This is a genomic window from Terrabacter aeriphilus (genome assembly GCF_039542985.1).
Classification (GTDB): Bacteria; Actinomycetota; Actinomycetes; order Actinomycetales; family Dermatophilaceae; genus Terrabacter; species Terrabacter aeriphilus.
This window is the reverse complement of record NZ_BAABIW010000028.1, coordinates 199,430-224,281: the sequence shown is the minus strand read 5'-3', so window position 1 is coordinate 224,281 and position 24,852 is coordinate 199,430. Positions and strand designations below refer to the sequence as shown.

The 24,852-nt window shown below is 75.3% G+C and carries 21 protein-coding genes; 8 read left to right on the top strand and 13 right to left on the bottom strand.

All coding sequences use genetic code 11. The features are described 5' to 3' along the window. Nucleotides 1-2 precede the first annotated feature (2 nt). Genes efeB through efeU form a run of 3 tightly spaced genes read right to left on the bottom strand, consistent with a single transcriptional unit; the run spans nt 3 to nt 3,360 of the window. Nucleotides 3-1,292: an iron uptake transporter deferrochelatase/peroxidase subunit gene (gene efeB / locus ABD979_RS19615; protein WP_345509224.1), complete on the bottom strand. Its 1,290-nt coding sequence runs from the start codon at nt 1,290-1,292 to the stop codon at nt 3-5. Further along, the gene (gene efeO, locus ABD979_RS19610) at nt 1,289-2,452 is read right to left on the bottom strand and encodes an iron uptake system protein EfeO (protein ID WP_345509223.1); all 1,164 of its coding nucleotides are present in this window, start codon (nt 2,450-2,452) and stop codon (nt 1,289-1,291) included. The genes efeB and efeO overlap by 4 nt, the downstream gene beginning before the upstream one ends. Before the next feature lie 44 nt (nt 2,453-2,496). Beyond that, nucleotides 2,497-3,360 (bottom strand): iron uptake transporter permease EfeU, encoded by an 864-nt coding sequence (gene efeU, locus ABD979_RS19605; protein ID WP_345509221.1) that lies wholly within the window; start codon nt 3,358-3,360, stop codon nt 2,497-2,499. A 116-nt stretch (nt 3,361-3,476) separates the two neighbouring features. Between efeU and ABD979_RS19600 the strand changes: the two genes are divergently transcribed. The 3 genes from ABD979_RS19600 (at nt 3,477) to ABD979_RS19590 (ending at nt 6,607) form a co-directional block, all read left to right on the top strand. Continuing rightward, nucleotides 3,477-4,124, top strand: coding sequence for a DUF2461 domain-containing protein (locus tag ABD979_RS19600; RefSeq protein WP_345509220.1), 648 nt, complete (start codon nt 3,477-3,479; stop codon nt 4,122-4,124). Between the two features lie 86 nt (nt 4,125-4,210). Further along, entirely contained in the window at nt 4,211-5,413 is a 1,203-nt protein-coding gene (locus ABD979_RS19595) for an amidohydrolase family protein (protein WP_345509218.1), read from the top strand. Nucleotides 5,414-5,422: 9 nt separating this feature from the next. Beyond that, nucleotides 5,423-6,607: a flavin-containing monooxygenase gene (locus ABD979_RS19590; RefSeq protein WP_345509217.1), complete on the top strand. Its 1,185-nt coding sequence runs from the start codon at nt 5,423-5,425 to the stop codon at nt 6,605-6,607. Between the two features lie 10 nt (nt 6,608-6,617). Here ABD979_RS19590 and ABD979_RS19585 read toward each other — a convergent pair whose 3' ends face one another. The 4 genes from ABD979_RS19585 to ABD979_RS19570 all read right to left on the bottom strand — a co-directional run bounded on the left by ABD979_RS19585 (nt 6,618) and on the right by ABD979_RS19570 (nt 11,900). Further along, nucleotides 6,618-9,029: a CHAT domain-containing protein gene (locus ABD979_RS19585; protein WP_345509216.1), complete on the bottom strand. Its 2,412-nt coding sequence runs from the start codon at nt 9,027-9,029 to the stop codon at nt 6,618-6,620. 258 nt (nt 9,030-9,287) lie between these two features. Further along, nucleotides 9,288-9,794 carry a hypothetical protein gene (locus ABD979_RS19580; protein ID WP_345509215.1) on the bottom strand — a complete coding sequence of 169 codons (507 nt, stop codon included), beginning with the start codon at nt 9,792-9,794 and terminating at the stop codon, nt 9,288-9,290. Nucleotide 9,795: 1 nt separating this feature from the next. Beyond that, nucleotides 9,796-10,377, bottom strand: a complete 582-nt coding sequence (locus ABD979_RS19575) for an RNA polymerase sigma factor (protein ID WP_345509214.1) — start codon at nt 10,375-10,377, stop codon at nt 9,796-9,798. Beyond that, nucleotides 10,374-11,900, bottom strand: coding sequence for a S8 family serine peptidase (locus ABD979_RS19570; RefSeq protein WP_345509213.1), 1,527 nt, complete (start codon nt 11,898-11,900; stop codon nt 10,374-10,376). Before ABD979_RS19570 ends, ABD979_RS19575 begins: the two co-directional genes overlap by 4 nt. 609 nt (nt 11,901-12,509) lie before the next feature. Between ABD979_RS19570 and ABD979_RS19565 the strand changes: the two genes are divergently transcribed. Further along, a complete protein-coding gene (locus ABD979_RS19565) occupies nt 12,510-13,184 on the top strand; it encodes a peptidoglycan-binding domain-containing protein (RefSeq protein WP_345509212.1) in 675 nt (224 codons plus the stop codon). Between the two features lie 58 nt (nt 13,185-13,242). Here ABD979_RS19565 and pheA read toward each other — a convergent pair whose 3' ends face one another. Then, nucleotides 13,243-14,190: a prephenate dehydratase gene (gene pheA, locus ABD979_RS19560; protein WP_345509210.1), complete on the bottom strand. Its 948-nt coding sequence runs from the start codon at nt 14,188-14,190 to the stop codon at nt 13,243-13,245. Then, nucleotides 14,187-14,726 carry a DUF4446 family protein gene (locus tag ABD979_RS19555; RefSeq protein ID WP_345509209.1) on the bottom strand — a complete coding sequence of 180 codons (540 nt, stop codon included), beginning with the start codon at nt 14,724-14,726 and terminating at the stop codon, nt 14,187-14,189. The genes pheA and ABD979_RS19555 overlap by 4 nt, the downstream gene beginning before the upstream one ends. A gap of 96 nt (nt 14,727-14,822) precedes the next feature. Between ABD979_RS19555 and ABD979_RS19550 the strand changes: the two genes are divergently transcribed. Continuing rightward, complete coding sequence (locus ABD979_RS19550) at nt 14,823-17,015, top strand: hypothetical protein (protein ID WP_345509208.1); 2,193 nt, start codon at nt 14,823-14,825, stop codon at nt 17,013-17,015. A 119-nt stretch (nt 17,016-17,134) separates the two neighbouring features. Here the strand turns inward: ABD979_RS19550 and ABD979_RS19545 are convergent, their stop codons facing one another. Genes ABD979_RS19545 through ABD979_RS19530 form a run of 4 tightly spaced genes read right to left on the bottom strand, consistent with a single transcriptional unit; the run spans nt 17,135 to nt 20,896 of the window. Next, a complete protein-coding gene (locus ABD979_RS19545) occupies nt 17,135-17,866 on the bottom strand; it encodes a glycosyltransferase family 2 protein (RefSeq protein WP_345509207.1) in 732 nt (243 codons plus the stop codon). 13 nt (nt 17,867-17,879) lie between these two features. Further along, nucleotides 17,880-18,767: a DUF5926 family protein gene (locus tag ABD979_RS19540; protein WP_345509206.1), complete on the bottom strand. Its 888-nt coding sequence runs from the start codon at nt 18,765-18,767 to the stop codon at nt 17,880-17,882. Between the two features lie 28 nt (nt 18,768-18,795). Continuing rightward, the gene (locus tag ABD979_RS19535) at nt 18,796-20,355 is read right to left on the bottom strand and encodes an LLM class flavin-dependent oxidoreductase (protein WP_345509205.1); all 1,560 of its coding nucleotides are present in this window, start codon (nt 20,353-20,355) and stop codon (nt 18,796-18,798) included. Nucleotides 20,356-20,365: 10 nt separating this feature from the next. Further along, complete coding sequence (locus tag ABD979_RS19530) at nt 20,366-20,896, bottom strand: ATP-binding protein (RefSeq protein ID WP_345509204.1); 531 nt, start codon at nt 20,894-20,896, stop codon at nt 20,366-20,368. A 277-nt stretch (nt 20,897-21,173) separates the two neighbouring features. Here ABD979_RS19530 and ABD979_RS19525 point away from each other — a divergent pair, with 277 nt between their 5' ends. The 3 genes from ABD979_RS19525 to cobF all read left to right on the top strand — a co-directional run bounded on the left by ABD979_RS19525 (nt 21,174) and on the right by cobF (nt 24,845). Further along, nucleotides 21,174-21,875 carry a PadR family transcriptional regulator gene (locus ABD979_RS19525; RefSeq protein WP_345509203.1) on the top strand — a complete coding sequence of 234 codons (702 nt, stop codon included), beginning with the start codon at nt 21,174-21,176 and terminating at the stop codon, nt 21,873-21,875. A gap of 100 nt (nt 21,876-21,975) precedes the next feature. After that, on the top strand, nt 21,976-23,487 hold the full coding sequence (locus ABD979_RS19520) for a cobyric acid synthase (RefSeq protein ID WP_345509202.1): 1,512 nt from the start codon (nt 21,976-21,978) through the stop codon (nt 23,485-23,487). Further along, nucleotides 23,484-24,845, top strand: a complete 1,362-nt coding sequence (gene cobF, locus ABD979_RS19515) for a precorrin-6A synthase (deacetylating) (protein WP_345509200.1) — start codon at nt 23,484-23,486, stop codon at nt 24,843-24,845. The genes ABD979_RS19520 and cobF overlap by 4 nt, the downstream gene beginning before the upstream one ends. Nucleotides 24,846-24,852: the final 7 nt, after the last annotated feature.

Genomic DNA, 24,852 nt, shown 5'->3' with positions numbered 1-24,852 from the left:
GGTCAGGCGAACAGCGCCTGCCCCCAGTGCTCCCCGTCCGCCAGGCCGGGCGGGCACGCGAAGACGGCCGAGCCATTGTGTTCGATGTACTCGTTCAGCCCGTCGGCCTTGGCGAGCGCGCGCTGCATCGGCACGAACTGCCGACCGGGGTCGCGCATGTAGGCGAGGAAGAAGAGGCCGGCGTCGAGGTGCCCGACGCCGTCGGAACCGTCGGTGAAGTTGTAGCCGCGGCGCAGCAGCCGGATGCCGCGGAGGTGGCTCTCGTGGGCGAGGCGCACGTGGGCGTTCATCGGGATCGCCGGCGTGCCGTCGGGGCTCTTCCTGGCGAAGTCGGGGGCGTCGAACTCCTTGGTCTGGCCCAGAGGGGCGCCCTCCTTCTTGTCGCGACCGATGACGTCCTCCTGCTCCTGCAGGCTCGTCCGGTCCCACACCTCGACGTGCATGCGGATGCGACGGGCGACGAGGTAGGAGCCGCCGGCCATCCAGGCTCCGCCACCGGTCTCGTCGTCGGGCCCCACCCACACGTGCTGCGCGAGGCCCTCGGGCTCCTCGGCCTTGAGGTTGTTGGTGCCGTCCTTGAAGCCGAACATGTTCCGCGGCGTGGCCTGCGCGGTCGAGGTCGACGACGTGCGACCGAAGCCGAGCTGCGACCACCGCACGGCCACGACGCCGAAGCCGAGCCGCACGAGGTTGCGCACGGCGTGCACCGCGACCTGCGGGTCGTTCGCGCAGGCCTGGATGCAGAGGTCGCCACCGGTGCGGCGCGGGTCGAGCTGGTCGCCGGTGAAGGCGGGCAGCTCCCGCAGCGCGGCGGGCCGCCTCGGCGCGAGGCCGAAGCGGTCGTCGAAGAGCGACGGGCCGTAGCCGATGGTGATCGTGAGGCCGGATGCCGGCAACCCGTAGGCCTCGCCCGTGTCCTCGGGTGCCCGGTTGGGTCCGCCGCCGACGAGGCCGCCGGGGGCGGCCTCGGCGCCGGCCGTCATCCGCTCGGCCGCCCGCGTCCACTGCTCGAGGAGCGCTCGCAGCTGCTCCCGGTCCGTCGTCACCACGTCGAGCGCGACGAAGTGCAGGCGGTCCTGCGCGGGCGTGACGATGCCGGCCTGGTGCTCGCCGCGGAACGGGACGGCCGCGTCGAGCGCCAGCGCAGGCGCTGCGGTGGGCGACGGGGCGCCTGCCGCGCCGGCGTCGTCACCGCGCGAGACGGCATACGCCGTCCCGGCACCGGCGACCGCGACTGCGGCCGTCCCGGAGACGCCGAGGAGCCGGCGACGGCTGAGGCCCCCGTCGGTCACCTGGCCTCCAGGACTCCGGGCACCTTCGACACCTGCTCGGAGAGCGCGTCGAGCGAGACCGTGAGGGCCTTGATGTCGGCGTCGGTGAGGGCCGTGTAGCTGACGTAGTCGGCACCGTCGTGGTGCTTCGCCAGCAGGCTCGACAGCTCGGTGAAGCGGGCGTCGAGGGCCTTCTGCAGCGCGGGGTCGCGCTCGGCGACGACCGGGCGCAGCACGGCGAGCGCCTGGCGCGAGCCCTCGAGGTTGCCGTCGAAGTCCCAGAGGTCGGTGTGCGAGTAGCGCTCCTCCTCGCCCGTGACCTTGCCGGTGGCGACCTCGTCGAGCAGGGCCTTGGCGCCGTTCGCGATCGACAGGGCGGTGGGCTCGACGGTCTTGCTCTTGCCCGCGATCTCGGTGACGTCGGCGAGCAGGCGGTCGGCGATGGCGCCGGAGTCCTTCTGCAGGCCGTCCTTCCAGAGGTCCTTCTCGAGGCGGTGGTAGCCGGTGAACTCCATGCCGTCGGCGATGACGTCCTCGCGGCCGTCGATCCTGGGGTCGAGGTCGCCGAAGCTCTCGGCGACGGGCTCGATGGCCTCCCACGGGTGGCGCGCCTTCGCGTAGAGCGACTTGGCCTTCGCGACGTCGCCGGCCTTGACGGCCGCGACGAAGCCCTCGGTGTTCTCGACGAGCTCGTCCGCCTCCGACGCGACGTAGGCCCGGTAGTCGGTGATCGCCGTGGCGACCGTGGCGTCGGCGCTGCCCTTGACGGCCGTGCCGGTCACGGTGAACGGTGCCCGGATGCCGTCGCCGACCATCCCCGGCTTGCACGCGGTCGTCAGGGTGCCGGGCTCGGTGATCTCGACCTTGAGCTCGCGCGTCAGGCCCGGGGTGATGTTCTCGACCTCGGAGACGATGCGGTCGCCCTCGGCGTAGAGGTAGAACTCGTTGACCTTGGTGCCGGTGTTGTTCACCTGGAAGGTGACGGTCCCGGCCTTGGCCGTCGTGGCGCTCAGCGTGCAGGCGGTGTCGGTGGCCTCGACGGTGATCGGCCCGCCCGCGCCGCCGGCGGCGGTCGAGCCCGCCGTCGCGGCGGGCTTGTCGGTGCACGCGCCGAGCCCGAGGCCGGCGACGAGCGTGAGGGCGAGTGGCAGGGCGGTGCGGGGCAGGGTGGGGCGGGGCATGGCGAGGTCTCCTGTGGTGCTTCGGTGCGAGAAGGGGGGCCGCGTCAGGCGGCGACGGTGGGGCGCGAGCCGGCCGGGCACGCGGCGGCGGGCGTCGCCGGGGTGGGGCGGGCCGGGCGCAGGAAGAGCGTCAGCACGACGGCGACGTAGAGCACCCACGCGACCGCCTGGAGCAGCGTCGTGGCGGGTGTGAAGTTGAAGATGCCCTTGAGCAGGGTGGCGTACCAGCTGCCCGGGTCGACGGTGGCGCTGACGTCGAAGGCCAGGGTGGTGAGACCGGGCAGGAAACGCGCCTCCTGCAGGTCGTGGATGCCGTAGGCGAGGATGCCGGCCGCGACGACGACGAGCAGGATGCCGGTCCAGCGGAAGAAGACGGCGAGGTTGATCCTCACCGCGCCGCGGTAGATGAGCCACCCGAGCACCACGGCGCCGGCGAGCCCGACGACCCAGCCGATGAGCGGCTGGTTGTTGCCCGCGCCGGCTGCCTCGGTCGTCGCGTAGAAGAAGATCGCGGTCTCGAGGCCCTCGCGCCCGACGCCGAGGAAGGCGACGAGGGCGATCGCGAAGGGGCCGAGGTCGAGGGCGCGGTCGAGCTTGCCCTTGAGCTCGCCCGAGATGGTGCGCGACGCGGACTTCATCCAGAAGACCATCACCGTGACGAAGCCGACGGCGAGGATCGAGGCGCTGCCGCCGATGAGCTCCTGCGCCTCGAAGGACAGCTGCTTCGTGCCGTAGGTGAGCAGCGCGCCGAGCGCGACCGAGAGGGCCACGGCGACCCCGACGCCGGTCCACACGTGGCGCAGCGCCCAGCGGCGGTCGGACTTGACGAGGAAGGCGACGAGGATGACGACCACCAGGGCGGCCTCGAGTCCCTCGCGGAGTCCGATGAGCGCGTTGCTCGCGAGCACGGCGTGCCCTCTCTCTCAGGATGTTCCCAGCAATTACGCCACAGCGACGTGACGGAATTCAGGAAAGCACAGGCAAGGCTTGCCTAACAACCCGGTCCCGGTGTCAGAGTCGCCACATGAGCCCGCCGACCCCCTTCGCCGGCTTCCCGCCCGGCGCCCTGTCCTTCTACGCCGAGCTGGAGGAGCGCAACTCGCGCGACTGGTGGCTCACCCACAAGGCGGCCTACGAGCGCGACGTCCGCGAGCCGATGCTCGCCCTGCTCGACGCGCTCGAGGACGAGTTCGGTCCGGCGAAGCTCTTCCGGCCCAACCGCGACGTGCGCTTCAGCGCCGACACGTCGCCCTACAAGACCCACCAGGGCGCGCTCGTCGGGTCGGGCTCGGTGCTCGGCTATTACGTGCAGGTCAGCGCCGACGGGCTGCGGGCCGGGGGCGGCTTCCGGGCCGCGAGTCCCGCGACGACCCGGCGCTTCCGGGCCGCCGTCGACGCGCCGGCGAGCGGCACGGCGCTCGAACGCGTGCTCGCGGCCCTCGACGCCGAGGGCTTCGAGCAGCTCGGCGAGCGGGTGCGCACCACCCCGCGGGGGTATGCCGCCGACCACCCGCGCATCGAGACGCTGCGCCACAAGGAGCTCATGGTCGTGCGCGACCACGGCGCGCCGGACTGGCTCGCCACGACCGAGGCGCTGGACCGGGTGCGTGACACCTGGCGCACGGTGCGCCCGCTCCACGAGTGGGTCAGCGAGCACCTCGGCACCGACTGAGCACCAGGCCCCGATCCGACGGAAACCCCCCACGGCCCGGCGCACGGCGAGACCATCGGAGCGACGGGTGGGGAAGGGGGTCGGCCATGCACGTGCTGCGGGCGCGACGGGTGTTCGACGGCGAGCGGTTCGTCCCCGACCACGGGCGCGGCGCCGACGTCGTCGTCGACGGGCCGCGCATCGTCGAGGTCGGGCCGCTCCGGGAGCATTCGGTCGACGTGCGGGTGGACGACCTCGGCGACGCGACGATCCTGCCGGGGCTCGTGGACGGCCACCAGCACCTGACGTGGGACTGCTCGCCCGCACCCCTGGCCTGGCACGAGGCCGCGGACGACGACGCCCTCCTCGCGCGCGGCCGCGCGAACGCGCGGCGGGCGCTCGCGGCCGGCGTCACGACGGTGCGCGACCTCGGCGGCCGGGGCCTCGTGACCCTCGCCCTGCGCGACGAGCTGGCCCGCGCCCCCGCGGCCGGGCCGGGAGTGCTCGCGGCAGGGCCGGCCCTCACGACCCCCGGCGGGCACTGCTGGTTCCTCGGCGGCGAGTGCTCCGACGTGACCGAGCTCCGGTCCGCGGTGACCCGGCTGGCCGCGGCGGGCGCCGACGTCGTCAAGGTGATGGTGACCGGGGGCAACGTGACGCCGGGGTCGCTGCCGCACGAGTCGCAGTTCGGCGCGGTAGCGGTGCGGTCGGTGGTGCGCACGGCCCACGAGCTGGGGCTGCCCGTCGCCGCCCACGCCCACGGCACCGACGGGGTCGCCGCCGCGCTGGAGGCGGGCGTCGACACCATCGAGCACGCGACCTTCATGACGGCCGAGGGCGTCGCCCGGGACCCGGCGCTCGTCGAGCGCCTCGTCCGCTCGGGCACCCCGGTGTCGCTGACCGGCGGGGCCGCGCCCGGTCCGCTGCCGCCGGCCATCGCCGCGCGGATGCCGGCCATCCTCGACCACGTGCGGGGCCTGCTCGCGAGCGGCGCCCGGTGCTTCTTCTCCACCGACGCCGGGATCGGGCCACCGAAGCCGCACGACGTGCTCGTGCAGGGGGTCACCCAGGTCGTCATCCAGCTCGACGTGGCACCCGAACGTGCGCTCGCCATGGTGACCGGGCTGGCCGCCGACGCCCTGGGGATCGCCGGCCGCGCGGGTCGGCTGCGGCCGGGCGCCCCGGCCGACGTGCTCGTCGTGCGGGGCCGCGTCGACGAGGACGTCGAGGCGCTGCTGCGCCCGATCCGGGTGCTGCACCACGGGGTCGACGTGCTCGAAGCGCCGCCGACCCCGACGCCGGCGGACTAGATTCGCGGCGTGACCCGAGCGAACCGACCTGTCGACGCCCACATCATCGGGGCCGGCCCCGCCGGGCTCGCGACGGCGGCCGCCCTGCGGCAGCGCGGTCTCCATGCCGTCGTGCTCGAGCGCAGCGACGGCGTCGGCAGCTCGTGGCGGGCGCACTACGACCGGCTGCACCTGCACACGCCCCGTGAGCTGTCGGGGCTGCCGGGGCTGGCGATCCCGCGCGAGATGGGCCGGTGGGTGGCCCGCGACGACGTCGTGCGCTACCTCGAGCTCTACGCCGACCACCACGACCTCGACGTGCGGCTGCGCACCGGCGTCAGCCGGGTCGACCCGACGCCCGACGGGCGGTCGTGGACGGTGACCCTGGAGGACGGCACGGGCCTCACGGCGCCCTACGCCGTCGTGGCCACGGGCTTCAACCACACCCCGCGCGAGCCCGACGTGCCCGGGCTGGCGGACTACACGGGCGAGGTCGCGCTCGCCCGGCACTACCGCAACGGCGCCGCGCACGCCGGGCGCGACGTGCTCGTCGTCGGCACCGGCAACACCGGCACCGAGCTCGCGGTCGACCTCGTCGAGCACGGCGCGGGCCGGGTGCGGCTCGCCGTGCGCACCGTGCCGCACATCCTGCGCCGCAACACCGGGCCGTATGCCGCGCAGTACACCGGGATCGCCGTGCGACGGCTGCCCGCCGCCTTCGTCGACCGCGCGGCGGCGGTCGTGGAACGGCTGCAGGTGCCCGACCTCTCGGCCCGGGGCCTGCCGCGGCCCGACACCGGTCTGCTCACCCGGGTCGAGCGCGACAACGCGATCCCCGTGCAGGACGTCGGGATCGTCGACGCGATCCGCCGCGGTGCGGTCGAGCCCGTCGCGGCCCTCCGAGCGTTCGACGGCGACGCCGTCGTGCTGGCCGACGGGTCGCGGATCACGCCCGACCTCGTCGTGCTCGCCACCGGCTACGGCCAGGGGCTCGAGCCGCTCGTCGGGCACCTGGGCGTGCTCGACGAGCGCGGCCGGCCGGTCGAGAGCGGCGGTCGCACGGCACGCGGGGCCCGGGGCCTCTGGTACGTCGGCTACACGAACCCGATCTCCGGCATGCTGCGCGAGATCTCGATCGACGCCCGACGGATCGCCCTGGCGATGGCCCTGCGCAAGCGCGAGGAGATCCGGCAGCTCCGCGCCGCCACCCCCTGACGCCCGGGGCTCAGGGCTGGTGCCGGCCGCCGAGGCCGAGGAAGGCGGCCGCCACACCCTCCGTCTCGGCGACCGCCCGCGCGAGCGCCTCGTCGCTCGGCACGCCGGTCGCGAGCAGCGCGTGGTGGCGCGTCATCGCGGCCGCGGCGACGTCGTCGGGCACCGGCGCCACGGCCGCGACCACCGAGCGCGCGCCGAGCGAGAGCAGCGAGAGGGCGAGGCCGAGCGACTCGTGGCCGGGCCGGGCCGACGCGAGGCCGACGTCGCAGGCCGAGAGCACGACGTGGTCGGCGCGCACACCGGTCGGCTGCAGCTCGTGCGCGAAGACGGGGCCGTCGTGCAGCTGGAGCGAGGAGAAGAGCGGCGACTCGGGCTGGTGGGTGCCGTGCGCGGCGACGTGGACGATGCCGGGACGGGCCAGGGCGGCCACGAGCTCGCCCCGGCGGGAGGGCTCGGCGAGCCGCGCCGTCGCCCCCCACGTGCGGACGATGGCGCGCCCCTCCGCGGCGGCGCGGGGCACCGACGGGCCCACGCTGACGTGCACGTCCGCCGGCACGTCCAGGAGCGCGTGCGCCGCGGCGTCGCGCCCCGCGGCCCGGCGGGCGAACGACGTCAGCGACAAGGCGCTCGTGAAGGGCCGCCCGCCCATCGAGGGCAGCAGCGCCCACGGCAGGGCCGTCAGCTCGGGCGAGGCCACGAGCACGAGCCCGCGGTCGGTGCGCCACGGCCGCAGCAGCGCGTCGTCGAGCTCGGTCGCGCTGCTGCGCAACGACGACCACACGGCGCCGGCCAGCGGACCGAGGTGGTGCGTGGCGGCTGCCCGCAGGTCGGCCCGCACGCGGTGCGCGAGCTCGGCCGCCCGGTCGGCGGGCATGAGGTCGCGCAGGTGCGCCCGGCCTCCGACCACCCCGACGGCGCCGATCCGTCCGCGGTGGCGGAAGAACCAGACGAGGTCGCGGTCGAGCCGGAGCAGGTGGTCGCGTGCCTCGCGCACACGCACCGGCACCGCTCGCGAGGCCGCACCGCTGCGGCTGAGCGCCCAGTCGCGGTCGCGGATCTGGCGCTCGAGGCGAGCGGCGTGCTCGTCGAGCTCGCGCAGCTGGGCCGGGTCGGCCTCGCCACGCGCCTGGGCCCGCACCGCGCGCAACGCCTCGGTCAGCCGGGCGAGGCGCTCGTCGTCGGGTCGGCCGAGCGAGGGCAGCCGGTCGGTGGCGCTGCGCCAGCGCTCGAGCGCCTCGAGCACCGCCGCGCTCCCCCGCGGCACGGCCAGCTCGAGGTCGAGCTCGGCGAGGCGGGCGCCGTGCACCGCCCTCGCCGTGCGCAGGTCGAGGCTCGCGCTGCCCTCCTGGCCGGCCGCGAGCCGACGCGACGCGCGCGCGAGGATGCGCCGCGCGGGTGCCGCCTCACCGGTCGCGACGAGGGTCATCGCCGTGACCGCGGCTGCGTCGAGCTCGTCGGAGAGCGACCCGGTCGAGACGCGTTCGAGGCTGAGCAGGCGGGTGTTGGCGGCGGGCGCGTCACCGGCGAGCAGGAGGGCCTGGGCGGCGACGACGCGCGCGGCGTCGGCGAGCTCGGGGTCGCCGAGCTCGGTCGCCGACTCGACGAGCGCGTCGGCCGTCGCCGCTGCCGTCGCTGCTGCCGTCGTCGCGGCCGTGGGGGCCGCGAGCGCCGGCGGAACCGCTCCCTCGGGGTCCCGGTTCGCCCGGCGCTCCCGGTCGAGGTCGACGAGCAGCCCGACGAGCACCGCCTTGGCCTCCCAGGCCGTCGCCCCGAGGCGGGCGTAGGCCTGGCGCGCCGCCGCTGCCGCAGCCGCCGCGAGGTCGAGGCGGCCGAGCAGCCGGTTGGCCCTCGCGAGCTCGAGGTCGAACTCGGCGCGGATCTGGTCGTGCCCCTCGCCCGTCAGCGACGCGAGGCCGGCGTCGAGGGCCTCGGCCGCCTCCTTGACGAGCCCCGCCTCGAGGAGCACGCGCGCCCGGTCGAGGCGCGCCGGGCCCTTCCAGACGTCGGCCTCGACCTCCTCCGCGTCGGCCATGTCGGCGAGCGAGCGCGGCACGTCGCCGAGCAGGTAGGCGGCATACCCCTCGTTGTGCCGCGCCATGAACTCCTGCTCGCGCGCACCGAGGTCGCGCGCGAGCCGGGCGGCCTCGCTGAAGGAGTCGAGCGCCTCCTGCGGGCGCAGCAGCTCGAAGGCGAGCATGCCGCGGCTCAGGTGCACCGAGCACTGCTCCTGCTCGGTGAAGGCGTCGAGCCGGCGCACCGCGCCCTCGAGGCCGGCCCATGCCGACGCGAGATCACCGACCCGGCCGTGCAGGTTGGCCCGCTGGTAGTCGAGCCGGGCCCGCAGGGCGTCGTCGCCGAGCGCGTCGACGACCTCCTCCGCCTCGGCGAGGCGCAGCCGGGCGGGCTCGAGGCCCTCGAGCATGAACTCGGTCAGCGCCAGCGTGATGAGGGTCTTGCAGCGCAGCTCGAGCGCCGCGACCGTGGGCCGCGCGCCCCCCGCGCGGTCGATCTGGTCGAGGGCGGCCGCGAGCTGCCGGGCCGCCTCGGCCGGGCGTCCCGCGACGTTGGCTGCGGCGCCCTGCTCGCGCAGGGTGCGGGCGCTCTCGAGCAGATCGATGGTCCCGCCGGCCTTCCCTCAGGCGCCGGCCACCCGCTCCCGCACGAAGCCCAGGCCCGGGTCTCAGATCTGGATCGTCGGGGTGATGACCGGACGCACGTCCTTGTCGTCGGGGTCGGTCACGACGAAGTGCACCGGCCCATGGGGTAGATCATCCAGAACGAACCGGCCGTGCGCATCCGAAATCACGACAGAGCTCCCCTCGGAGGTCACCGCCTCGATCTGCGCACCCGGGGTCGTCACCCAGCCGTCGACCCGCACGAGGTCGCCGTCGGCGGCCTCGCTGGGACCGGCCGAGACCATGAGGCTGACCGACGCGGCCGTGAAGGTCACCGAGTCGGTCGGCGTCGGCTCCACCCCCGCCCCGACACCGGCCTCCGCCCCGCGCGTCGTGAGGAGGGCGGAGTCCATCAGCTCGGCGACCTCGGCGTGCAGCGCCCGCACCGTGATCTCGAACTTCACCCGCTCCGCGAGCTCGCCGGGCACGGGGTCGGCGTGCGCGAAGAGATCCCGCACGTGCGCCAGGTTGGCGAGGTCGCGGTCGTCGAGGGCGTCGGTGTGAGATGACATGTCAGGCCGCCCATCCGGGGTCGGAGCCGAGGGTCGTCCTCAGCTTCTGGAGGCACCGGCCGCGGGTCGGGCCGATGCTGCCGACCGGCATGCCGAGCGCCTGCGCGATCGCGGCGTAGTCGGGCCGGTCGGCGAACGCGATGACGCGGAGCAGCTCCTGGCACCGCGGTGACAGGCTCGACACGTGCTTCCACAGCACGCGCTGGCGCTCGGTGAGGACCGCCTGGGCCTCCGGGCCGAGCTGCTGGGCCGGTGCCTCGGGCACCTCCTCGACGCCGATCTCGCGGCGCGCGCCGCGGCCGATGCGCCACACCTCGCGCTTGACGACGACGACGAGCCAGCCGAGCACCGCGGCCGGCTCGTGGATCGAGTCGGCGCGGTCGACGAGCTGGAGGAACGCCGTCTGGATGGCGTCCTCGCACGAGGCGGGCGAGCCGCCCTGCGATCGGGCCGCGTTCCACAGCACGGGGGTCACGAGGTCGACGAGCTCGGAGAGTCGCTCGCGCTCGCCCTCCCGGTAGGCCGCGAAGGCGCGGCCCGCGAGAGTGCCCAGGCCGTCGGAGGCGGTGGGGGTCGGTGTCATGGCTTCGTCCTTCCGATGCAGGTGCGCAGGGCCCGGATCGCCCGCTTGCGCATGGCGGGGGCCGAGACGTCGGTGAGGTCGCCCTCGTCGACGAGGGTCGCGGCGAGCTCCGCGGCGAAGACGGGGGTCGAGAACGACGTGCCGCTCCACACCCCGAAGCCGCCGGTGTAGTCGTCGGGGTCGACGGTGCACCGCACGGCGCCGTCGGTGGTGACCTGCGACGACGGCTGGCCCATCCCGTTCGTCAGCGGCAGGGTGCTGACGACGGACGCGCCGGCCCGCACCGCGCTGACGAGCGGGAGGGTGTTGGAGAAGAGCGCCACGCTGGCGCCGTCCGGGTTGGTCGCCCCGACGCTCGCCAGCGGCGGCACCGACCTCGCAGTGACCCGCTTGGGCGGCTCGGCCGCGAGCGCCGCGGGCACGAACGGCGCGCTCGTGCCGTCGTTGCCGACGCCGGCCGCGACGAGCACCCCGCGCTCGGCGAAGCGGTCGAGCAGGTCGGCGACGGGACCGGAGGTGTAGGTGCGGTCCTCGGCGTAGTAGCCGAGCGAGAGGTTGAGCACGTCGACGACCTCGGAGGGGTCGTGCTCCTGGCCGTGCACGTGCCGGTCGAGGAGGGCCTGCAGGACGTCGAGCAGGTAGCTCTCGTCGACGACGCCGTCGTCACCCATGACCCGGATCGACAGGATGGTCGCCTCGGGGCAGACCTGCCGCACGAGCCCGGCGATGAACGTCGCGTGGCCCTGGAGCAGGCCCACCGGCTCGCTCGGAGCCGGGCTCGAGCCCGCCCCCGTCGACCCCGTCGAACCGGGCCCCCCGGTCGTGAGCAGCGGCACGAGCCGCCCCTCGCGCAGCTCCATCCGCACGACCCGAGAGGTGGGTCCGAACCACGGGTGGTCGGCGACCGCCGTGTCGGGCACGACGACGACGGGGTGGCGGTCGAGGGGCCGGGCGCGCAGCGCGGGGTCGGGAAGGGCCAGCGCGACCGGCATCCGTCCGCCGCGGCCGGGCACGGCGTACTCCTGCAGCGCCGAGCCACCCACGCCACCCCAGTAGCCGCCTACCCCGCCCCAGTAGCCGCCGACCCCGCCCCAGTAGCCGCCCACGCCGCCCCAGTAGCCGTCGGCCGGTCGGAGCACGTGCTCGAGGCTGAGCGCCTCCGCGACCGGGTCGCCCGCCTCCCGGAGCCGCTGCAGCACGCTCCAGGCGTCGACGGGGTCGATGGGCGAGCGCGTCGACCGCAGCGTGATGCTCGTGCCCCACGAGGGCGCGTCGGGGTCGCGCGGGCTGCCGTCGGCGCGCGGCGTCACGTCGAAGTCGAGCTCCAGCCGGCCGAGCGCCTCGCGGAGGTCGCCGAGCCCGCGCGGCCGTCCACGGACCGTCCGCAGCAGCAGCCGGTCGGACAGGTAGAGCGCCGGCAGCGGCGTCGCGCCGTCGGTCAGCCGCAGCGCCGTGGCGGGGTCGAGCGCGCGGACCGGCGGCCGCTCGGGGCGGCCGGGGGTGTCGGGACCCGACTCTGACATCGACGTTCCTCCTTCAGCGACGGACTCCGGGGCGGTCGACCCCGTGTGAAAAGACCCTGTCACCGGACTGAGTGCGCGTACTCGTTTTCCTGATACATCGACCCGCCCGAAACACCTCGATCCGGGATGTATCAGGCTGCCCGCTCACGACTCTCTCTCGCAGGGGGACGTGGTCGTCGGGCTGCAGCAGGGGGCTGTGGAGGGGCAGCCGGCCCGAGGACCGTGCAGGGAGACCGGTGGGTGGCGGGGGGCCACCGCCGGTGCGTGGGGCGTCGGTGCGGGAGGCACCGGCGCCCCCGTCCCCGCCCCACCGCCGCCTCGTCACGATCGTTGCCGAGCCGGTATGCCGGCACGCCGCGTCGCGCTCGCCTCACCCGGTCGCGGGGCCGCATACTTCTCGAAACGCCCACGGGGGCGGGCGACACGACGACGGGGAGCTCCATGGCACGGCCGGCACGACGGACAGCACGCGCACGCACGACGGACGGCGCACGGGGCACGAGGACCGGGCACGCCGGCGCCGGAGTGGTGGTCGCGCTGACGGCCGCCCTGACCCTCGGCGCCTGCAGCAGCTCGACCCCGAGCACGCCCGCCGCTGCGACGCCGTCCGTGACCGCCTCCGCAGTCGGCCCGGAGACGACGGCTCCGAACGACCCCCTGCCCGTGCCGACCGAGTCGGCCGACCCGCTGACCCCGACCCGCCCCACGCCGAGCGCCACCACGCCCCCGCCGAGCACCCCCGCCACCGTGTCGCCCACCCCGGCCCCCACGCCCCCCACACCCGCAGCGACCACCGCGACGGCGGACCCCGGCTCGGTGGCCGGTTCGTGCGAGCGGACGCTGACGGCCTACCCCGTCCTCGCGCCGGGGGCGAGCGGACCAGCGGTGCGCGCGCTCCAGTGCTTCCTCAACGACGCGGACTACGGGCCGGTCGCCGTCGACGGCGTCTACGGCGCGCAGACGCGGGCGGCCGTCAAGCGGGTCGAGGCGACCTACGAGGGCCCGGCGCCCCAGCCCGGCCGCATCGACTCCGGCACGTGGGTCCTGCTCATCGCCCGGTCGCTCGGCACCGCGACCCTGGAGCAGGGCGCCAAGGGCCCGGACGTGACCACCCTGCAGCGCGCGCTGCGCGCCGCCGGGGCGACCGTCACCGTCGACGGGGTCTTCGGGGCCGCGACGAAGCGCGCCGTGCAGCGGCTGCAGGACGCCAACCGCATCGGGGCGGACGGCGTCGTCGGCGAGGAGACGCTCTTCCTGCTCAAGATGGGCGCGACGATCGGCTGACGGCCCTTTCCGCCCATTCCGGGCCCGGGCCCGGACCGCCCGCGCGGCCGGCGCCGGCTCAGGCGCGCAGCTGCTCGAGCCAGGCCCGGGCGGTGTCGAAGTCCGCGTCGGCCGTGCCCGGTCGCACCGTGGGGCGGGCCTTGTCCGCGCGCGGGTAGGAGCCGAGGAAGCGCACCTCGGCGCACACGCGGCGCAGGCCCATCAGGGTCTCGCCGACGCGCGCGTCGAGCACGTGGCCCTCGACGTCGATCGAGAAGCAGTAGGACCCCATCGCCTCACCGGTGGGCCGGGACTCGAGCCGGGTCAGGTTGACCCCGCGCACGGCGAACTGCTCGAGCAGCTCGAGCAGGCCACCGGCGTGGTCGTCCTTCTGGAAGAGCACGACCGTGGTCTTGTCGGCGCCGGTGGGCTCGGGCAGCGTGCCCGGCCGCGAGACGAGGACGAAGCGCGTCACCGCGGAGGCGTTGTCGCCGATCCCCTCGGCGAGCACGTCGAGGCCCTCGTTGCGTGCCGCGACCGGCGCGCACACCCCGGCGTCGAACATGACGTCACCGGGTGCGCCGAGCGCGGCCGCGCTCGCGGCGGTCGAGAGCGTCGGCACGTAGACGGCATCCGGCAGGTGCTCGCCCATCCAGCCGCGCACCTGCGCCCACGCGTGCGAGTGGGTGCCGACGCTGCGGACCTGCTCGAGGGCGACCCCGGGGCGCGCGCAGAGCACGAAGGTGATCGGCACGAGCACCTCGCCGAGCACGACGAGCGGGTCGCCGGTCGCGAGGGAGTCGAGCGTCGCGGACACGCCGCCCTCGACGGAGTTCTCGATGGGCACCATGGCCGCGTCGATCGCGCCGGCCCGCAGTGCAGCGAGCGCGGCGTCGACCGACCCGTAGGGCAGGTGCTCACGCCCCTGTGCCCCGTCCCAGGCGTCGAGGGCCATCTGGGTGAAGGTGCCGCGCGGGCCGAGGTAGCCGAAGCGCTGCAGCTCGTCGGGGGTGCGGGGCGGGGTCACGACGCGTCCCTGGCCCGCTCGGGCGAGGCGCCCCCGCGGTCCGCCGGGGCCGTGCCGCTCTCGCCCTTGGTGGCCGAGACGAGCGCCTGCTGCTCCTCGGGCGTCAGCGTGATGCTCGAGCGGCCGCCGACGACACCCTTGGCATAGGTGCGCGACTCCCCGCGGGCGTGGATCGAGCTGAGCACGATGCCGTCGCCGAGGTCGTCGACGACGGCCGCGGAGAAGGACAGCCGACCACCCATGTCGCCGAAGGCGTCGTACCGCACGACGGCGACGTTGCGCAGGCTCTGGCGCACGTCCTCCTCGGTGCTCTCGAGGCTCGCCCGCAACCGCGCGAGCTCGGCGGCGAGCCGGTCGATCCGGTGGTTCTGCGAGGCGGCGACCCGGGCGATGTCGGTCACGCCGTCGTCGCCGAGCACGGCGAAGTCACGGCGCACCCGGGCCAGGCGGAGCTGCGCGCCGACCGCGACCGCGAGTGCGAGCAGCGCGACGACGACGGCGGCGATGGCCACGGTCGTCAGCGTCGAGTCGTCCACGGTCGCCCACCCTAGCCGCGGGCGGGGGCCACCACCGCCCGGTTCCAGCCCGTGGCCGGCAACCCCACGGACAGACCCGGTTTGTACGCTTCATGCGTGATCCGCCACCACCCCGTCAAGACGCTCGTCGTCCTGCTCGTCGCGCTCGTGGCCGGACTCACGCTCGCCTACGCCAACCGCACGACCGTTCCGGTGCCGCCGACCGCCGAGCCGAGGCCGGGCGAGTCGCTCGTCGTCGTCGGCCTCGGCGGCCTCTCGTGGGACGACGTGTCGGCGAAGGACACGCCCACGCTGTGGGGCCTGCTCCGCGACGGCGCCGCCGCGTCGGTGTCGGTCAAGGGCCTGCGGCTCACGACCTGCCCCACCGACGGCTGGGCCACCGTCTCCGCCGGCGAGGCGGCCGGGCCCGAGTCGGGCGAGGCGCGGCCGGAGTGCGCGCCGCTGCCCTCCGTGCTCGGCGACGCGACGTCGGGCTTCACCGTCGACGGCTTCGACGCCCTCGCGACCGCGTCGCGCGACGCCGAGTTCCGGGCCCGCCTGGGCCTGCTCGGCGACAGCTTCGCCGCGGGGCCGGGCTGCCTGCAGGCCGTCGGCCCCGGCGGTGCCCTCGCGGCATCGACGTCCGACGGCACGGTGGCGAGGTACGCGCCGTTCCAGGCCACGACCCTGACCTCCGACCTCGCCCAGTGCCCGGTCAGCATCGTCGACGTCGGCGGCATCGAGACGACCGACCCCGACCCGGTGCGCCACCGCGAGCGGGTCGCCGGCATCGAGCGCCGCCTCGACATCGTGCTCGACGCGATGCCCAACGGCGCCGACCTGCTCGTCGTCGGCCTCGCCGACCGCGACCGCCAGGAGCGGCTGCGACTGCTCGCCGCGACCGGGCCGCACTACGCCCCGGGGATGCTCGCGTCGGCCTCGACGCGCCTCGTCGGCGTCGCCCAGCTCTCCGACGTCACCGCGACGATCCTCCAGCGCGGCGGCGTCGCCCCCGTCGCGGCCATCGGCGGGCGCGCCCTCAGCGTCGTGCCGGCCGCCAACAACAGCGAGTCGACGGCCGCCGCCAAGCTGACCTCGCTCACCGACGTCGACACGCTCGCCGACGCGATGCACCGCATCGTCGCGCCCTTCCTCGTCGTCTGGCTCGGCGCCACCCTGCTCGCCATGGGCGGCCTCTGGCTCGTGCTGCGGCGCGCGCGGCCGTGGGACCACCGGATGACGCGCGCCCGGGTGCTGCGCCTCGTCCGGCTCGTCGGGATGGGCTCGGCGGCCATGCCCGCCGCGACGTTCCTCGCGAACCTCGTGCCGTGGTGGCGGGCCTCGACCACGACGCCGGTGCTCGTCCTGCTGCTGCTCGCCCTCGTGCTCGCCATCAGCGCCGTGCTGACGGTGGTCTGCCTGCAGGGCCCGTGGGACACCTCGGCGCTCGGCCCGCTCGCCGCCATGTCGGCCGTCACGGCGGGCGTCATCGGCATCGACGTCGTCACCGGCTCGGCGCTGCAGATCTCGTCGATCTTCGGCCTGCAGCCGCTCGTGGGCGGCCGCTTCTACGGCATGGGCAACGTCGCCTTCGCCGTGTACGCCGCCGCCGTGCTGCTGCTCTGCGCGGCCCTCGCGCACGCCCTGGTGCGCCGCGACGCCCCACGGCTCGCCGTCACCGCGGTCGTCGTCGTGGGCGGCGCGGCGCTCGCCGTCGACGTCCTGCCCGCCTGGGGTGCCGACTTCGGCGGCCCCATCGCCCTCGTGCCCGCGCTCGGCTTCCTGCTCATGGGCGTCATGGGGTGGCGCACCTCCGTGCGCAACGTCGGGGTCATCGCGCTCGCGGCCGGGCTCGTCGTCGGGCTCGTCTGCTACCTCGACTGGCGCCGACCCGAGGCCGAGCGCTCGCACCCCGGTCGCTTCCTCCAGACGGTCATCGACGGCGGCGCGTGGGACGTCGTCTCGCGCAAGCTCTGGGCCAACGTCGTGCTCGCGGTCCACCTGCCCGTGCTGCTCGTGGTCGTCGTCGGCCTCATGGTCGTCGTCGGCATCGTCGTCGCTCGGCCGGGCCGGCTCGGCACCGAGCCGCTGCGCCGCCTGCTCGAGGAGGCGCCGCTGCTGCACCGCGGCCTGCTCGCCGTCATCCTGATGGCCGTCCTCGGCTTCCTGACGAACGACTCGGGCGCCGCCATCCCGCCCGTGGCCGCGCTCTTCACCGTGCCGCTCGTGACATCGGCCGTCATGCACTTCCTCGCCATCGAGGCCCGCCGCGCGCCGGTGCGCCGCCGCCGCGACCGCCACCACCTCTGAAGGCTCCCGGCCTCTTCCCCGGCAACACACCGAGGAAGAGGCAAACCACCGGGATCGGATGCCGGTGCGTTGCGTCTTCCTCGGTGTGTTGCGTGGGGGTGGGGTGGGGGTGGGGTGGGTCAGCCGGGGCCGAGGCGGCGGCGCAGGCGGCGCACGCCGAGCGCCAGCGCCACGTCGCGGTACTGCGCGGCCCGGTGCACCTGCGAGCGCCAGTCGCTGCCGGTCACCCGGTGGTGCAGGTCGCAGGGAACCTCGAGGATCGTCAGGCCCGCGTCGAGCACGTCGACCGTCATGCCGACCTCGACGCCCCACCCGCGGGCGAACGGCGTCGCGGCCTCGACGGCGGCCGGCGAGAGGCACCGCATGCCCGACAGCGGCTGGGTCGGCGTCCAGCCGGTGAGCTCCTCGATGCCGGTGCGGGCGAGGCCGACGACGAGGCCGTGGCCGCCGGCGGTGCCGCGCTGCGTGGGCAGGATCGCGATGGTGAGGTCGGCCTCGCCCCGGTGGACCGGGCCGACGAGCGCCCCGACCGCGCCGGCCGACGACTCGAGGTCGGCGTCGGCGAAGAGCACCGCGGCGTCGCGCGCGAGGCGCCCGACGCGCTGCAGGCCGGTGACCCGGCCGAGGCCGCTCATCATGGCGTCGGCCTTGCCGTGGTTGCGCGCGAGCCGCACGACCTCCGCGCCCTCGCGGGCGGCGACCGTCGCGGTGCCGTCGCTCGACCCGTCGTCGACGACGACGACGGTCGCCACCCCGGGGATGGTGCGGACGCCGCGGATCGTCGCGGCGATCCGGGACGCCTCGTCCTTGGCAGGGATGACGACGGCAACGGCGGGCGATGGCGTCGTCATGGCGGGCAGCGGGTCAGCGCAGCGTGACCTGGCGGTTGGTGAGCCCGGCCCGGGCACCCCGCTCGGCCGCGGTGAGCGGCTCGGTCGCAGCGGCCGCCGCGTCGATCTTCGTGCGCATCGCCGCGACCGCCTCCTCGAAGTCGGCGGCCCCGGCCTGCGGGTCGACCTCCCAGACGGGGATGAGCAGGCCGCTCGAGCGGAAGCAGCCGAGCAGCCGGCCGTCGCCGCCGAGGTGGCTCTCGCCGGCGGCGTGCAGGCGCGCGAGCGCGTTCGTGGCCGCGTCCTCGTCGAAGGGCAGCACCCAGCGCACGTAGGTCCGCTCGCCGATGCGGCACCAGAACACCGACGGCGCGGCGTCGAGCTTGACGGTCGGGATGGCCGACTCGTTCGCGCGGTCGAGCGACTCCTTGCCCTCGGCGTCGAGGTCGGCGTCGGCGACCCAGAAGTCGAAGCCCTCGTGCAGCTGCATCTCGAAGGGGGCGTCGGGGTCGAGCACGTCCTGCAGGCGCGGGCTGTCGGCGGTGGCGACCGGGAGGACCGTGACGGGCGAGCCGGGCTCGGCCGCGGCGGCGAGGGCGATGGCGGAGGCGATGTCGCGGCTCGTGTCGCCGCTCGCGTTGCCGGACTGGATGCCGACGAGCACCTCGCCGGTCTCGCGGTGCAGGCCCGGCCAGGCGAGGGGCAGCACGGTCGCGATCGTCACCTCGGCGGGGGCGCCCTCGGGGGCGCGGTCGGCGGCGAGGCGCACCGTCGCGGTGGCGGCCGGCACGATCTCGCGCATCGCGACCCAGTCGGTCTCGTTCGGCAGGCCCTCGAAGGGCCGGGCCACGAACGGGGCCGGGAGCGGACGTGCGGAACGGTCAGCGCGCTCGCTGCGCGGACGACGTGATGCCTTACCCATGCGCGCCACCCTAGTGCCGCGCCGCGGGTCAGCCGAACGCGGTCGCGAGCGGGGCGAGGGCCAGCACGTCCTCGGGGGTCGCGAGCCCCACGGGCGCCACGAAGGCCGTCGTGACGCCGCGCCCGACCAGGCGGGCGAGGCGCTCGCGGTGCTCGGCCGGGGTGCCGGCGTGGTGGCGCGCGGCGAAGGCCGCAGCCGGGGTGCGTCCGCGGTGGCGCTCCACGCGCGCCCACGCGTCGTCGCGGTCGCGCCCGACGACCGGCAGGTCGAGCACCGTCGCGTGCACCTCGCCGGGGTCGCGACCGTGCTCCCGCACGAGCTCGAGGTAGCGGTCGAGCCGCGCGAGGCCGCCTTCGCCGGAGGGCACGTTGCAGCCGTCCCCGAGCGTCGCGGCGATCCGCAGCGTCCGCTCCCCCGAGCCCCCGACGAGCACCGGCATCGACCCGACCGGGCGGGGGTAGCAGGTCGTCTCGGGCAGCGAGACGAGGCGTCCGGCATACGGCTTCGTGCCGGGCGCCCAGAGCGCCCGCATCGTCTCGATGCCGGCCTCGAGCGCGTCGAGCCGCTCGCGGGCGCCCGGGAAACCGAGGCCGTATGCCGCGTGCTCGCGGTCCCACCAGCCCGCGCCGACCCCGACGAAGCAGCGGCCGCCGGAGAGGGCCGAGAGCGTGGCGGCGGCCTTCGCCGTGATGCCCGGGGCACGGAAGGTGACCGGCGTGACGAGCGTGCCGAGCTGCAGCCGGGTGGTCACGGCGGCGAGCGCCCCCAGCGTCACCCACGGCTCGGGGATCGGGTCCCACGCCCGGCCCACCTGCGGGATCTGCACGAGGTGGTCCATGAGCGCGAGGCCGGCGAGGCCGGCCGCCTCGGCGGCGCCGGCCATCCGCGTCACCCACGGGAGCAGGTCGTCGTCGGCCGGGAAGCGGGAGAGCTGCAGCACGACGCCGCGCAACCCGCGCGGGGCCGGGGCGTCGGCCCACGGGGTCGACTCGGCTCGTGGAGGAGCGGGTGGAGAGGTGCGGGCCGGGGCGGGTGGCGGGGTGGCGTCGGCGGCGGGGCGGACGTGGTGCACGGCGTCCCAGCCCTCGTCGGCGAGGGCTGCGACGGTGCCGGTGACGGACGCCAGCTGGCTCGTGAGCACGCGCGCGGGGACGGCCCGTTCGCGCGCGGCGTTGCGCGAACGGCACACCGATGCAGGGGTGTCGAGCACGACGACGACGGCCGGCAGGCCTGCGCGGCGGGCCAGGTCGAGCCAGCGACGCCTCCGCGCGGCATCGGAGCCGAGCGTGTCGACGACGGTCGTCAGGGTGCGCCCGAGCCGCGCCTGCACGATGTGCTCGAGCAGCGCGAAGGCGTCGGTCGAAGCGTCGAGGTCGTGCGGGCCGCTGCCGACCAGCCCCCGCAGGGTGTCGGACGAGACGACCTCGGCGGCACGGAACCGCGAAGCGGCCCACGTCGACTTGCCCGAGCCGGACGCCCCGACGAGGACGACGAGCGCCGGGTCTGGGAGCGCCGGGTCGCGGAGCGCCGGGTCGGGGAGCTGAGGGCCACGGGGCTCCGGCTCGGGGGTCGGCGCCTCGGGGACCACGGCGCTCGGGTCAGTGCGAGCGCCGGCGGGAGGGCCCGCCGAGCGAGGCCCACACCGTGCGCCCGTGGGACTCCTCGATGACGCCCCACTCGTGCGCGAGCGAGCGGACGATGCGCAGGCCGCGACCACCCGGGGCCCACGTGGTCGGGGGTGCGGGGCGCGGCACGGTCGGGCCGCCCCCGTCGGAGACCTCGACCTCGACGACGTTGTTCTTGACCTTCCAGTGGATGCGGATGGCACCGTCCGAGAGCGGCTTGGCGTGCCGGATGGCGTTGGCCACGAGCTCGCTCACGACGATCTCGGCCTCGTCGACCACCTCGGCCGGCAGCTCACGCGCCAGCAAATCCTCGACGAGCGCCTTGCGGATCCGCGGCGCAGCCGCGGGCGCCCATTGGATGCGGACGGTGCGCTTCTCCCCCGCCGGTGGCGTGGGTGGACCGCCCCCGGTGTCGCCGCGTGTGACTCGCGTCGCGGACCCCGTCGTCGCTGCCGCGCTGCGCGCGGCACCGACCTCGGACCCGCTCCCCTGACTGCTCGCCATGCCTGGGCCTCCTCATGGGCCGTCGTCCCCCCGTTCGGGGCACGCTAGCCAAACCTGGGCGCCACCTCAACGCCGCCCGCGTCGCGATCCGGTCACGACCCGCCGGTCTGATGCGCTCTACGACCCTCTAGCCCCATCCGTAGAGACGAGGTCGACCGACGGCGCCCGACCTGTGCACCCTCCACGTACCCATCCGTCGAGGTCTTGCCGAACGACCGCTCGCGACATATCGTCGACATATCGCGACTGTTCGAGTCGTCTCGGGAAGGAGACCACGATGCACACACACCACAGCACCAGGCGGGAGTCGGGCTGGGACGGCGGTTGGGGCGGCGGCTGGGGTCCGGGCCGTGGCGATGGCCCCGGGTTCGGCGCCTGGCCGGGCGGCCCGGGCCGCGGCCCCCACGGCCGCGGACGCCCTGGCCCGCCGCCGTGGGTGGCCGACCTCGTGCGCCACTTCGGCGGACCGGGCCTCGGCCCGGAGTTCGGTCCGCGCCGGGGGCCCCGCGCCCGCCGCGGCGACGTGCGGTCGGCCATCCTCGACGTCCTCGCGGGCGACGAGATGAACGGCTACCAGCTCATCCAGCAGATCTCCGAGCGCACCGGCGGGGCATGGAAGCCGAGCCCCGGCTCGGTCTACCCGACCGTGCAGCAGCTCGAGGACGAAGGGCTCGTCGAGGGACGCGACGTCGAGGGCCGGCGGCTGCTGCGCCTCACCGACGCCGGGCGCGCGTACGTCGAGGAGAACGCCGAGGAGATGGCGGCCACCTGGCGCCCGTTCGAGGAGGCGACCGACGAGGAGGCGGCGCCGCGGAACTCCCGCGGCGACGACCTCATGCCGCTCGTCGGCCAGGTCATGGGCGGCATGTGGCAGATCGTCACGACGGGCACCTCCCAGCAGCGGGCCGAGGCGGCGGAGGTGCTGACCGAGACCCGGCGCAAGCTCTACCGCCTGCTCGCCGACGGCGACCCCGAGTAGACCGGCCGGGTGGATCCGCCCTGCACCCCGAGCGCGTCAGTCGCGCTCGGGGTGCAGACTGGCCGCACAGCGTCACCACCTCATCGGGCAGGATGAGGTGGTGAACCAGACCGGCCGCAGCGGACCATCGGGCCTCCTCGTCGCGGGCACGTCGTCCGACGCCGGCAAGTCGGTCGTCGTGGCGGGCCTCTGCCGCGCGTTCGTGCGCCGGGGCCTGCGCGTCGCGCCGTTCAAGGCCCAGAACATGTCGAACAACTCGATGGTCTGCCTCGACGGCGGCGAGATCGGGCGCGCCCAGTGGCTGCAGGCCGTCGCCGCCCGTGTCGAGCCCACGACCGCGATGAACCCGGTGCTGCTCAAGCCGGGCACCGACCGGCGGTCGTTCATCGTCGTGCGCGGCGAGCCCGCCGGCACGCTCGAGGCGGGGCAGTATGCCGCCGGGCGCGGCCACCTGCGCGACGCGGCCTTCGCGGCCTACCGCGAGCTCGACGACGCCTACGACCTCGTCGTCTGCGAGGGCGCCGGCTCGCCCGCCGAGGTCAACCTGCGCGCGGGCGACTACGTCAACATGGGCCTCGCGCGCGAGTTCGGGCTCCCCGTCGTCGTGGTGGGCGACATCGACCGGGGCGGCATCCTCGCCGCCCTCTACGGCACGTGGGCGCTGCTCGACGAGGACGACCGTGCGTTGTTGAAGTCCTTCGTCATCAACAAGTTCCGCGGTGACGTGGCCGTGCTGGAGCCGGGGCTCGACACGATCACCGAGCGGACGGGCGTGCCCTTCCACGGCGTCATCCCCTGGCTGCTCGACGTGTGGCTCGACAGCGAGGACACGCTCGAGGTGGGGCACTGGCGCGCCTCGACCGCCCTCTCGGCCACCTCGCGCGACCGGCTCAAGGTCGCGGTCGTCCGGCTGCCTCGCATCTCGAACGCGACGGACGTCGACGCCCTGGCGGCCGAGCCCGGGGTCGACCTGCTCGTCACCGTCGACCCCGCGGTCGCCGAGTCGGCCGACCTGCTCGTGCTGCCCGGATCCCGTTCCACCGCAGGTGATCTCGAGTGGCTCCGCGAGCGTGGCCTCGCCGACGTCGTCGCCGCTCGCGTCGCGGCAGGTCGCCCGGTGCTCGGCGTCTGCGGCGGCTACCAGATGCTCGGGCGCGAGATCGAGGACGACGTCGAGGGCCGGGTCGGCCGCGTGCCGGGGCTCGGCCACCTGCCCGTCCGGGTCGAGTTCGGCGAGGCCAAGGTGCTCGCCCGCCCCGAGGGCGCCTGGGCGGGGCACGTCGTCGACACCGCCTACGAGATCCACCACGGCATTGCCAGTCACGTCGAGGGCGATGCGGATTCCCCTGTGGCGCAACCATTCCTCGACGGGTGGCAGGCTGGCGCAGTCTGGGGAACCATGTGGCACGGCGCCCTGGAGAGCGACGACTTCCGTCGCGCCTGGCTCAGCGAGGTCGCACTGGCCGCTGGGTCCGAGTGGCGGCCTCGTCCCCGCGCCACGGGTTTCGCCGAGCGCCGCGAGCGGATGCTCGACACGCTGGCCGACGCGCTGGAGCAGCACGTCGACCTCGATGCGCTCCTCGGCCTGACCCGGATGGGAGGCCCGTCATGATCCGCAGCATCCGCGTCATCGGCATCGGGATGGGCGACCCCGCCCACGTCACGGGCGAGGCCGCCCGAGCGCTCGCCACCGTCGACGTCTTCCTCGTCGCCGACAAGGGCGAGGCCACGGCCGACCTCGTCGCGGCCCGGCAGGCCGTCTGCGACGCCCTCATCCCGGCCGACCACGCCTACCGGCTCGTCGAGGTCGCCGATCCCCGACGGGGGCCGGACGCCGAACGCGACGACACGGCATACGGCCGCGGGGTGCGCGACTGGCACGCGGCCCGGGTGGCGGCCTACGCGGAGGTCATCGAGGCGCTGCCTGCTGGCGAGTCGACGGTCGGCTTCCTCGTGTGGGGCGACCCGGCGTTCTACGACTCGACGATCCGGATCGTCGACGCCCTCGTGGAGCACTGGGCGGCAAGAGGACTCGCGGTCGAGCACGACGTCGTCGCGGGCATCAGCGCGCCGCAGCTGCTCGCGGCACGGCACCGCATCCCGCTCAACCGCATCGGCGCGCCGATCCACGTCACGACCGGCCGCCGCCTCGTCGACGAGTACGACCCGGCGCTCGGCGACGTCGTGGTCATGCTCGACGGACGCCTCGCCTGCGCCGAGCTGGCCGACGCGTTCCCCGACCTCGAGCTCTTCTGGGGTGCCTACCTCGGCACCCCCGACGAGCTGCTCGTGCGCGGGCGCCTCGGAGACGTCGTCGGTGAGGTGCAGCGGGTGCGGGCCGATGCCCGGGAGCGCCACGGCTGGGTCATGGACACCTACCTGCTGCGACCGACGGCCGACGCAGCTGCTGCGGGCCCGCCGGCCTTCCCCCCGACCGGCCCGCTCGGCGACGGCGTCCTCACGGTGCGGCCGTTCACCGTCGCCGACTGGGAGGTCCTGCGCGACGAGCACAACAACGAGGAGTCGCTGCGCTGGGACTTCGAGGGACGACCGGTGAACGACGCCGAGGCCCGGCGGCGGACGGCACTCTCGGTCCGCGGGTGGAGGCTGGGGCGGGTGGCTCGCTTCGTCATGGTCGACGCGGCGACGGGGCGACCCGCCGGGACGATCGGTGTCATGCGGGTGGGGCCGCCGGGCACCGGGCTCGTCGGCTACGGCGTGCTGCCGGACTTCCGCGGACGCGGCTTCACGACGCGCGCCCTGCGACTCGTGTCCCGGTGGGCCTTCGACGAGGCAGGACTCGCGCGGCTGGAGCTCGGGCACAAGGTCGGCAACGAGGCATCCGGGCGGGCGGCGGCGAGGGCCGGCTTCCGCGCCGAGGGCCGGCTCAGCGGGAGGCTGCCCAACCCCGACGGCACCCGCTCCGACGAGATCTACTACTCACTCGTGCGGGGCGAGCCGACGTCGTGAGGCCCGG

What these genes read in the sequence shown, in the direction of transcription:
- efeO (WP_345509223.1), bottom strand. Translation starts at nt 2,452, where the DNA reads ATGCCCCGCCCCACCCTGCCCCGCACCGCCCTGCCACTCGCCCTCACG.
- ABD979_RS19600 (WP_345509220.1), top strand. Translation starts at nt 3,477, where the DNA reads ATGAGCCCGCCGACCCCCTTCGCCGGCTTCCCGCCCGGCGCCCTGTCC.
- ABD979_RS19595 (WP_345509218.1), top strand. Translation starts at nt 4,211, where the DNA reads ATGCACGTGCTGCGGGCGCGACGGGTGTTCGACGGCGAGCGGTTCGTC.
- ABD979_RS19585 (WP_345509216.1), bottom strand. Translation starts at nt 9,029, where the DNA reads ATGCTCGAGGGCCTCGAGCCCGCCCGGCTGCGCCTCGCCGAGGCGGAG.
- ABD979_RS19580 (WP_345509215.1), bottom strand. Translation starts at nt 9,794, where the DNA reads ATGTCATCTCACACCGACGCCCTCGACGACCGCGACCTCGCCAACCTG.
- ABD979_RS19575 (WP_345509214.1), bottom strand. Translation starts at nt 10,377, where the DNA reads ATGACACCGACCCCCACCGCCTCCGACGGCCTGGGCACTCTCGCGGGC.
- ABD979_RS19570 (WP_345509213.1), bottom strand. Translation starts at nt 11,900, where the DNA reads ATGTCAGAGTCGGGTCCCGACACCCCCGGCCGCCCCGAGCGGCCGCCG.
- ABD979_RS19545 (WP_345509207.1), bottom strand. Translation starts at nt 17,866, where the DNA reads ATGACGACGCCATCGCCCGCCGTTGCCGTCGTCATCCCTGCCAAGGAC.
- ABD979_RS19540 (WP_345509206.1), bottom strand. Translation starts at nt 18,767, where the DNA reads ATGGGTAAGGCATCACGTCGTCCGCGCAGCGAGCGCGCTGACCGTTCC.
- ABD979_RS19530 (WP_345509204.1), bottom strand. Translation starts at nt 20,896, where the DNA reads ATGGCGAGCAGTCAGGGGAGCGGGTCCGAGGTCGGTGCCGCGCGCAGC.
- ABD979_RS19525 (WP_345509203.1), top strand. Translation starts at nt 21,174, where the DNA reads ATGCACACACACCACAGCACCAGGCGGGAGTCGGGCTGGGACGGCGGT.
- cobF (WP_345509200.1), top strand. Translation starts at nt 23,484, where the DNA reads ATGATCCGCAGCATCCGCGTCATCGGCATCGGGATGGGCGACCCCGCC.